The following is a 9,515-nucleotide window of genomic DNA, read 5'->3' as shown; positions in this document are numbered from 1 at the left end:
GGGGGTGGGACAGAATTCTTTTTAAATTCGTTGTCCCACCCCCGCAAGGGTGACTAGAACTGAGAAAAGCTTGAATTAAGCGCCTTCTCAGTTCAGTCAGCTACTGCGAATTTGCAAAATAGCTTCATTATATTATTTTTGTGCCAGCCTCATTGTTCCATTAAGCTAAACGATTCAATTTTAAAACACATTTTCAATTTCTAATATTTTCAAGAACTCACTAGCAGCATACTTAAATGCAGCTTCATCTATATCAAAATGTGGGTTATGATGTGGTGCTGTAATACCTTTATCTTTATTACCACATCCAGTTAAGAAGAATGCCCCTGGGCGGACTTTTAAATAGTGAGAAAAGTCTTCACCAATCATCATTAACTCAGATTCATTGAAGCGTAGATGTAAGTCATTTGCAGCTTGTTTGACTACCTCATATGCATTGACATGATTGTGTACTGGTAAATAGCCACGAATATATTCTAAGTCGTAAGTGATATCATTAGCTAATGCCAAGCCTTGTAATAGTTTATCCATCTTATGTTGAATGTGTGATTGTAATTCTGTATCAAATGTGCGCACAGTCCCTTTACAAAAAGCACTATCGGGAATAACACTATCAGACGATCCAGCTTGAATCATTCCGAATGTAAGGACAGCTTCTTTAACAGGATCGATTGTTCTAGAAATAATTTTTTGCGCACTGAGAATAAACTCAGCCATAATTACAATTGGGTCAATGGTTTCATGCGGTTTAGCGCCATGCCCCCCTTTACCTTTAATCGTAACCGAGAATTCATCTGGTGATGCCATAATTGCACCAGGTCTTGAATAAATCGTACCTGTACTATAGCCGCTCCATAAATGTGTACCATAAATTTTATCAACACCATTTAAGCAACCATCATCAATCATTTCTTGAGAGCCACCTGGCATAATTTCTTCACCGTATTGGAAGATAAAGACCACATTCCCTTTTAATAAATGGCGATGTTCATGCACAATCTCAGCGACGCCTAATAATATCGCAGTATGGCCATCATGACCACATGCATGCATCAATCCATCATTCTTCGATTTATAAGGTACATCGTTAAGTTCTTGTACAGGTAGTGCGTCGAAGTCAGCACGAAATGCAATTGTTGGTCCTTCTTCTTTACCTTTGAATGTTGCTTTAATGCCATTACGTCCAATAGGTGATTCAATTTTACAATCAAGATGACTAAGCTGATTTAGAATATAGTTATGCGTCCAAGTTTCCTCGAAAGAAGGTTCAGGATATTGATGCATATAGCGACGCATCTGAATCATTCTATTTTCCTTATTACTGGCTAATTGAAACCAATCAAACACATGAACCACTTCTTCCTAATTATTATGAATTTTAGTATATCAAATTCTAATTCAACTCAATAGATTAATTCGGTATTTTCTGGAAAATGAAGGTAAATATACATGTTGTATGAACAGTTGTACATGACGTAAAGAATATTCAATATATTGAATTAACTGGAATGATAGTGCTTTCATGTTCAAGAAAAATCAGTTATGATTATGTTGATAAATAAATGCAAAGGGGATATGAATATGGTTCAATCACTACACAACTTTTTAGAAGAAAATATTCAATATTTAAAAGACAATGGATTATATAACGAAATCGATTCAATCGAAGGTGCGAATGGTCCAGAAATTACAATCAATGGGAAACAATATATTAATTTATCATCAAATAACTATTTAGGACTAGCAACAAACGAAGATTTAAAATCTGCAGCTAAACATGCAATTGATTCACACGGTGTTGGCGCTGGTGCTGTACGTTCAATTAACGGTACATTAGACTTACATGATGAGTTAGAAGAAACATTAGCTAAGTTCAAAGGTACTGAAGCTGCTATTGCTTATCAATCAGGATTTAACTGTAACATGGCAGCTATTTCAGCAGTAATGAACAAAAATGACGCAATCCTTTCAGATGAATTAAACCACGCATCTATTATTGATGGATGTCGTTTATCTAAAGCTAAAATCATCCGTGTTAACCACTCAGATATGGATGATTTAAGAGCGAAAGCGAAAGAAGCTGTTGAATCAGGTCAATACAATAAAGTTATGTACATCACAGATGGTGTATTTAGTATGGACGGAGACGTTGCTAAATTACCTGAAATCGTTGAAATTGCTGAAGAATTTGGCTTAATTACTTACGTTGATGATGCGCATGGTTCAGGTGTAATGGGTAAAGGTGCTGGTACAGTTAAACATTTCGGTTTACAAGATAAAATCGACTTCCAAATCGGTACACTTTCAAAAGCAATCGGTGTAGTTGGTGGTTATGTAGCAGGTACTAAAGAACTTATCGACTGGTTAAAAGCTCAATCAAGACCATTCTTATTCTCAACTTCATTAGCTCCTGGAGATACTAAAGCAATTACTGAAGCTGTGAAAAAATTAATGGCTTCTACTGAATTACACGATCAATTATGGGATAATGCGAAATATTTAAAAGACGGCTTAGCTAAACTTGGTTTCAATACTGGTGAATCAGAAACACCAATTACGCCAGTTATTATTGGAGACGAAAAAGAAACACAAGAATTTAGTAAACGACTTAAAGACGAAGGTGTATATGTTAAATCTATCGTCTTCCCAACAGTACCACGTGGTACAGGACGTGTAAGAAATATGCCTACAGCAGCGCATACGAAAGAAATGTTAGACAAAGCAATTGCTGCCTATGAAAAAGTTGGTAAAGAACTAGGTACAATTAAATAATAATATAAGAGAGAGTTATTTTTAGGCTGGGACGATTATGATCGTTCCAGTCTATTTTTATTGTGATATAACAAAGATAACTCAAAATGTCGTTTGTTAATAGATGAGGTGGAGATATTTATTTTGGTAAAATAATGTTATAGTTCATCATCTTAAAATGTGAAATATCAAATTAACATATAATTTAGAAGGTGGTGTGTTAATGCTAAATCTAAGACAGTTAAGCTATTCAGATAAAGTGGCTTTAATGAAGTACCTCCAAGAATGGTATGTTCATGATGAACCCATAGTGCCTTCCAACACAGACTTGTCGAAGTATGAGTCATTTGAGCACATGGTAGACCATCTAAATAATATAGAGATTGATGATGATTGGGTACCAACGACCACACTATTTTGCTTTGAAAATGGAGCTATTGTTGGTGCAGTCGATATTCGTCATCACTTAAATCGACGCTTAGTAAACATTGGCGGACATGTGGGTTATGGCGTGTGTCAGTCACGTAGAGGACACGGCATTGCTTCATTTATGTTGCAAGAGGCGAAGCTATTGTTAAAAGAACTAGGTGTAAACAAAGTATTAATGACTACAAATCCTAAGAACACTGCCTCACAAAAAGTGATTAACAAACATGGCGGATATGAAATCGAACCATATGTCAAAAAGAATGGTAATTTAGTAAGTCGATTTGAAATTCCTAATGAATGAAGGTTGGATGAATGAAAGATTTAAAAGTAGTATATGCATTGATACAAGATGAAGCAGGAAATATTTTACTCGTTCATAATACAGATGGTGGTGGCTGGTCACTACCCGGTGGTAAAGTTGAGTATGGAGAAACGTTAGTTGAAGCATTGAAACGTGAAGTTAGAGAAGAAACAGGCTTAGCTATTGAAGTTAAGGACGTAGTGAGTATTAATGAAGGTAAATCGACACAAATGAATGTCCATACACTTTTTATTATGTTTAAAGCAAAAGTACATGATTATACAACAGAAATTCAAATGAAAGATGAAATTTCGACATTACGTTGGTTGCCAATCGAAGAAGCGGATGAAAAGTTAGTATATTACCATCATAGTTTGCGTGTATTTCTAAATAATCACGCTACTTATTATGATGAAGGACTTGTAGATTAAAGTGGGAAAAGAAGCGGTTCAATCAAAATGACTAGTTTAAGCAAGTTAAATTAGCCTTTTCATCCTATCAACATACGTGAATTAAAACTGTTACATAATAAGATGATAAATGAGTGGCTTGACGGGTAAATAATGAATAACGACAAAGCATTTGATGGAGGAATTAATATGTTAGTTTTGAATGAGCAAGATCAACGAGCATTACTAGATATGAAAGAAGTGATTGATGAAGTTGCCAATTCGTTAAAAGCATTCTCAGAAGGTAAGACAGAAACGCCACTACGCTATGTCCTACCATTTAATGATGATAATCGCTATTTAGTCATGCCAGCTTTATCCGATGATCTTAAAATCGTTGGCATTAAAACCGTTACATTTGCGCCTGATAACCCTAAAAAGGGCAAGAAAACGATAACAGGTTCAGTCCTTTTAAGTGACTATGAGACGGGAGAAACGCTTGCTGTGTTAGATGGCAGTTATTTAACACAAATACGTACTGGCGCAATTTCAGGCGTAGCAACGCAATACTTGGCTCGCAAAGATGCTAAAACGTTATGTGTTATTGGTGCTGGTGATCAGGCTAGGGGTTTAATTGCAGCTGTTATGGCTGTGAGACATATCGATATGATTCACTTTTCAAGTCGTACGACATCGAATGCGGAAGTATTAGCACAAGAAGTAGCGGAAACATATCATGTCGCAACGAAAGTCTTTGATCAAGCGGATGATGCCATAGCAGAAGCGGACATTGTAGTAACTGCTACAAATTCGAATAATCCCGTATTTTCTCATACTTTACATCCAGGTGTTCACTTAAATGCAGTAGGCTCTTTCAAACCAGATATGCAGGAATTACCTACTGAATCAATGATGGTAGCTAACAAAATTGTAGTTGAATCTACTGAAGCTGCAATGGAAGAAACAGGCGATTTAAAGGTACCTCAAGAAGAAGGAATTATCACACAAGCATCTTTACATGGCGAACTTGGTGATATTGTTGCAGGTAAAATTTCAGGACGTGAGAGTGATGAAGAAGTGACACTCTTTAAATCTGTTGGCCTTGCTATTGTAGATATAGTGGTTGCTAATTATTTTTATAAAAAAGCGATTGAAAAGCAGGATAAATAGTTGAATGTCACAACAATCTTAATATAACGACAACAAACCGTGAGTGAGACAATGCATTTAGTGTCCCATTCACGGTTTATTAATTATTAAAAATTATGCTGATTTTTTGCGTTGACGACAATATATCAATCCAGTTCCAGTTACAACAAGTAAGATTGCGATACCATGTTCTAATGTATCATCTGTATTACCTGTATTAGGTAGCTGTGTTAATGATTCATTATAGAGCGCCATTGTTTGAAGTGCGTTGCTCGTGTGATGATTTTGCTGATGCATCATATGATACGCACCTGCATGCTGTTCAAAGGCGTGATTTGATAATTGAATCACTTTGTTGTAATGATTTGAAGCTACAGGATAACCACAATGCTGATGTGTAGATGTATGGGTAGTGTTGATGACCATTGGTTGTGCATCATTATGGTGATGCTTCCCATTAGAACTTGATGGCACTTGCATTTGTTGATGACCACCATTAGCTACGTTAGGAAGTTCGATGATATTTCCATTAGCTTGATGTGTATCTTTATGCGCTGGTTGTTGTCCATGCTGACTATTATGTTTCGAATCATCATTCGTATTATTATTTGGCATTTGTTGACCGCTACCTGCGTGACCTGTTGAATGATTGTTACTATCTTGAGTTGCTTCACCAGTATTTGGCTGCTCAGCACTTTCAGGCGCTCCGTTGATAATACGTACAGGTTCAACTGTATCATATTTACTCAAATCGGTTTCTTTAATGTATTGCGCGACAACTTCATCTAATGAGATGCCTTCTTCACGTTGACCACCAAACATATCATAGCCATCACCTTGATTAGCCGTGAAATCATTTGTTGTTACATAATACGTGCGGTTAGGGTCTAAATCTTCATAGCGACCATTTTCTTTATTCAATACTTTAATTACATTAATACGTTGTCCAGATGCTTTGTCGATATCGTAATATACTTTTAGTGAATCAGAAATTTGTAAGAAACCACCATTAGCAGTTAAGACTTTCTTACCATCTTGCATATCTGTTTCAGCACTTAAACTATGTTCAAATGCTTTTAACACATCTGAGCCCTTAACTTGAATTTGAGAAATTAAATTTCCGAATGGTAATACAGTAATAATATCATTTTCTGTAACTTTACCTTTGTCGATTGAAGCACGTATGCCACCACCGTTAGTGATTGCGAAATCAGAAGGGTGTGAGAAATGTTTAGAGGCATATGCTTCCATAGCGTCTGTAATTAAATTCCCTAAATTGGTTTCTTGTGTACGTGCTTGTGCGCGTTCGCCATTTAACTTCACTGTATTATTAGGGATAACGACAGTGGATGTTGCTTTCAAGAACGCATCATTTGCTTTCTTAGTTTGTGCTTCGATTTGTGAGTCAGGTGTCACATGCTCAGCATCAGCGACATTAATTAATGATGCTTCGACATTCGTTGCTTGCTTATCTTTAAAATTAAAATCAATACGGCCTACATTTTCGAGGGCTGTTCCTGTTTGCGCGAGTATATTGTTAGCACCGAAGTGTTGACCGTGATCAATGACTGTATGTGAATGACCATCGATGACAAAGATAGGCTGTGTAAATGAACGGTCTTTCGTCAGCTGCTCGATTAAATAATCACCACGCCAACGTTCTTGTGTTGATTTATCCACACCTAAGTGTGATAAGACAACGAATATATCTACATGATCTTTAATTTGATTCATAGCTTGTTTGACACTGGTTAACGGATCTTTAAATTCCACACCTTCAACTGCACTAGGTGATGTTTTAGTTTTGGTTTCAGGTGTTGTGACACCCACAATACCATAACGGACATTGTTTTTAGTTACGATTGTGGAAGGATTAAAAATACGTTTACCGTTTTTATAGATATTGGATGAAATGATAGGGAAATTTAACTGTTTCTGTAATTTAAGTAATTGGTCATAGCCAAAGTCAAATTCATGATTTCCGACAGTCATCGCATCGTAACCGACATTATTCATAGCTTTAGCCATTTCCTCACCTTTAGAGTTGTTAGAAACAGGTAATCCTTGAAATGCATCGCCAGAATCAACCATTAAATCAGGATGATATTTGTCTTTGAGTCCCTTTACTTTAGCCATTCCGATGACACGACCATCTTCTTCAACGAAACGACCATGAATATCATTTGTATGTAAAATTGTGTGTTTATCTTTGTTGTTAGAAGCTGTTGTTGCTTTCTTATTCGCAGCAACATCATTCGTCTTCATAGCTGTTTGCTTTGAAGTAGCATCACTGTGTTTAGGTGCTTGTTTTGAAACAGGTGTAGCGTGTTGTGATACAGCAACATCATGACTTTGTTGTTGCGTTGCTTCTTCTGGCGATGATGTAACTTTCGTCGGCGTAGATGCCTTTGGCGGTGTAACTTGTGCTGACTTAGAAGCTTCAGTTGTTGAAGATGATGTGTTTACCTTAGTATCTTGCGACGATTGAACTTCATTTGAAGTCGGTTCAGGCAATGCTTTTTCATCTGAAAAGGCAGAACCCTGAGATGAAGCATTGTGCTTCTCTGAAGTAGTATGTTGTGTTGTAGACGTTGTAACATCAGGATGTGGCGTCGTTTGAGACGACGATGTGATGTCATCATGATGTGAAATTGCATCAGACTTTATTGCCGTATCCTTATTCGTCGAGTAAGCATTTACTGATGGTGCTTCTTGTGATGTTGTGTGTGATACTGCTGTGGTGTTGTTTGATTGGATTGACTCCGATTCAGCAGCATACGTTGTACCCATAGTGATACCAAATACGATAAAAAATAGTATTAAGATTGGAACAAGATATCGCTTCATATTTGCCTCCTTTATTATATGGAATTTACATTTTTATATTAGCATAAGTCACCCGTCTTAAAGCTTACGCATTCAATTATTTACGATAAATTTAAAAATGATTAATAAATCAAACACTACGATACGTAAAAATCTCTGACTTTTCAAAAAGAAATAGATTAATAAAGAATGTACTTTCTGAGTATACAAGAAAGCGCTTTTATATTATAATAAGCATGTAAATAGGGAATATGTACACCCTAAAAGGACAATTATTCGTGGTAAACACACAAAGGGAGTTTTTATTTATGGAAAGAATCGTTATTACAGGAGCGCTTGGTCAAATTGGTACTGAGCTAGTATTAAAATGTAGAGAAATTTATGGAAATGACAATGTCTTAGCTACGGATATTAGAGAACCGGAAGAGGACTCACCGGTTAATAATGGACCGTTTGAAGTATTGGATGTTACGAATCGTGAAGCGATGATGGCGAGTGTTGAGAACTTTAAAGCGGATACGTTAATGCATATGGCGGCTTTATTATCAGCAACTGCTGAGAAAAATCCATTACTAGCATGGGATTTAAATATGGGCGGTTTGATGAATGCATTAGAAACTGCTAGAACATATGAATTACATTTCTTCACACCAAGTTCTATTGGTGCGTTTGGTGATTCAACACCTAAGAAAAATACACCTCAAAATACAATCCAACAACCAACTACAATGTATGGTGTGAATAAAGTTGCTGGTGAATTATTATGCCAATATTATTTCACAAAATTTGGTGTCGATACGCGTAGTGTGAGATTCCCTGGACTTATTTCTCATGTTAAAGAACCAGGTGGCGGTACGACAGACTATGCGGTTGAAATCTATTTCGAAGCGGTAAGAAGCGGACGTTATACAAGTTATATTGCTAAAGACACATACATGGATATGATGTATATGGATGATGCGATTGATGCAATTATTAAATTAATGGAAGCAGATGCAGATAAATTAGTTACGCGTAATGGCTATAACTTAAGTGCTATGAGCTTTGAACCTGAAGAAATTAAAGCTGAAATCCAAAAACATTATCCAGATTTTGCTTTAGATTATGAAGTGGATCCAGCACGTCAAGCAATTGCAGATAGTTGGCCAGATAATATTGATACAAGCTATTCTCGTAAAGAGTGGGGCTTTGATCCTAAATACGATTTAGCTGGTATGACTGAGTTAATGTTAAAAGCGATTGAAGAAAAAGAACAAAATAAATAAAGTGTGATGTGTTGAACTGGCAGGGTGGTAACACCCTGCTAGTTTTTTGTGAAAAGGGAGCGGGACAGAATTCTTTTGAATTCGTCGTCCCACCCCCGCAAGGATGACTAGAACTGAGAAAAGCTTGATTTAAGCGCCTTCTCAGTTCAGTCAGCTACTGCGAATTTGCAAAATAGATTCATTATATTATTTATGTTCCAGGCTTTTTTGTGAAAATTGTTACTGGATAGATAATCACTCACTTAAGTTGAGATGCTTGCATAGGGAGCTGGGTTGTAAAGAAATGCTTAGATGAATATTTACTCATTCTGTTGTGATGCTTGCCTAGGGGGATGGGTCGAGCCTTGGTCTTGTAAAGTAGTTCTTAGATAGATATTCACTCGTTTAAGTTGTTTCGCTTTCCTG

7 protein-coding genes are annotated in these 9,515 nt (G+C 36.5%); 5 read left to right on the top strand and 2 right to left on the bottom strand.

Translation table 11 applies throughout. The features are described 5' to 3' along the window. Positions 1–180: 180 nt before the first annotated feature. Complete coding sequence (locus KA909_RS11565) at positions 181–1,347, bottom strand: M20 family metallopeptidase (protein ID WP_210130246.1); 1,167 nt, start codon at positions 1,345–1,347, stop codon at positions 181–183. Positions 1,348–1,581: 234 nt separating this feature from the next. Here KA909_RS11565 and KA909_RS11560 point away from each other — a divergent pair, with 234 nt between their 5' ends. From KA909_RS11560 to KA909_RS11545, 4 genes are all read left to right on the top strand, one after another. Continuing rightward, positions 1,582–2,772, top strand: coding sequence for a glycine C-acetyltransferase (locus KA909_RS11560; RefSeq protein ID WP_053031038.1), 1,191 nt, complete (start codon positions 1,582–1,584; stop codon positions 2,770–2,772). Positions 2,773–2,974: 202 nt separating this feature from the next. Continuing rightward, a complete protein-coding gene (locus tag KA909_RS11555; protein ID WP_193839728.1) occupies positions 2,975–3,481 on the top strand; it encodes a GNAT family N-acetyltransferase in 507 nt (168 codons plus the stop codon). An 11-nt stretch (positions 3,482–3,492) separates the two neighbouring features. Then, the gene (locus tag KA909_RS11550) at positions 3,493–3,912 is read left to right on the top strand and encodes an NUDIX hydrolase (protein WP_193839727.1); all 420 of its coding nucleotides are present in this window, start codon (positions 3,493–3,495) and stop codon (positions 3,910–3,912) included. Between the two features lie 168 nt (positions 3,913–4,080). Continuing rightward, a complete protein-coding gene (locus tag KA909_RS11545; RefSeq protein WP_193839726.1) occupies positions 4,081–5,040 on the top strand; it encodes an ornithine cyclodeaminase family protein in 960 nt (319 codons plus the stop codon). A gap of 93 nt (positions 5,041–5,133) precedes the next feature. Here the strand turns inward: KA909_RS11545 and KA909_RS11540 are convergent, their stop codons facing one another. Beyond that, positions 5,134–7,866 (bottom strand): 5'-nucleotidase C-terminal domain-containing protein, encoded by a 2,733-nt coding sequence (locus tag KA909_RS11540; protein ID WP_193839725.1) that lies wholly within the window; start codon positions 7,864–7,866, stop codon positions 5,134–5,136. A gap of 287 nt (positions 7,867–8,153) precedes the next feature. On the opposite strand from KA909_RS11540, the gene KA909_RS11535 reads away from it, so the two are divergent. Then, positions 8,154–9,110, top strand: coding sequence for an L-threonine 3-dehydrogenase (locus KA909_RS11535; protein WP_193839724.1), 957 nt, complete (start codon positions 8,154–8,156; stop codon positions 9,108–9,110). Positions 9,111–9,515 lie beyond the last annotated feature (405 nt).

The sequence above is a fragment of the Staphylococcus sp. GDX8P54P genome (assembly GCF_017893165.1).
Lineage (GTDB): Bacteria > Bacillota > Bacilli > Staphylococcales > Staphylococcaceae > Staphylococcus > Staphylococcus borealis.
This window is presented reverse-complemented; position numbering and strand designations above follow the sequence as displayed.

Excerpts from the sequence above, each read along its gene's own strand:
- KA909_RS11560 (WP_053031038.1), top strand. The coding sequence starts at position 1,582 with ATGGTTCAATCACTACACAACTTTTTAGAAGAAAATATTCAATATTTA.
- KA909_RS11555 (WP_193839728.1), top strand. The coding sequence starts at position 2,975 with ATGCTAAATCTAAGACAGTTAAGCTATTCAGATAAAGTGGCTTTAATG.
- KA909_RS11540 (WP_193839725.1), bottom strand. The coding sequence starts at position 7,866 with ATGAAGCGATATCTTGTTCCAATCTTAATACTATTTTTTATCGTATTT.
- KA909_RS11535 (WP_193839724.1), top strand. The coding sequence starts at position 8,154 with ATGGAAAGAATCGTTATTACAGGAGCGCTTGGTCAAATTGGTACTGAG.
- KA909_RS11545 (WP_193839726.1), top strand. The coding sequence starts at position 4,081 with ATGTTAGTTTTGAATGAGCAAGATCAACGAGCATTACTAGATATGAAA.
- KA909_RS11550 (WP_193839727.1), top strand. The coding sequence starts at position 3,493 with ATGAAAGATTTAAAAGTAGTATATGCATTGATACAAGATGAAGCAGGA.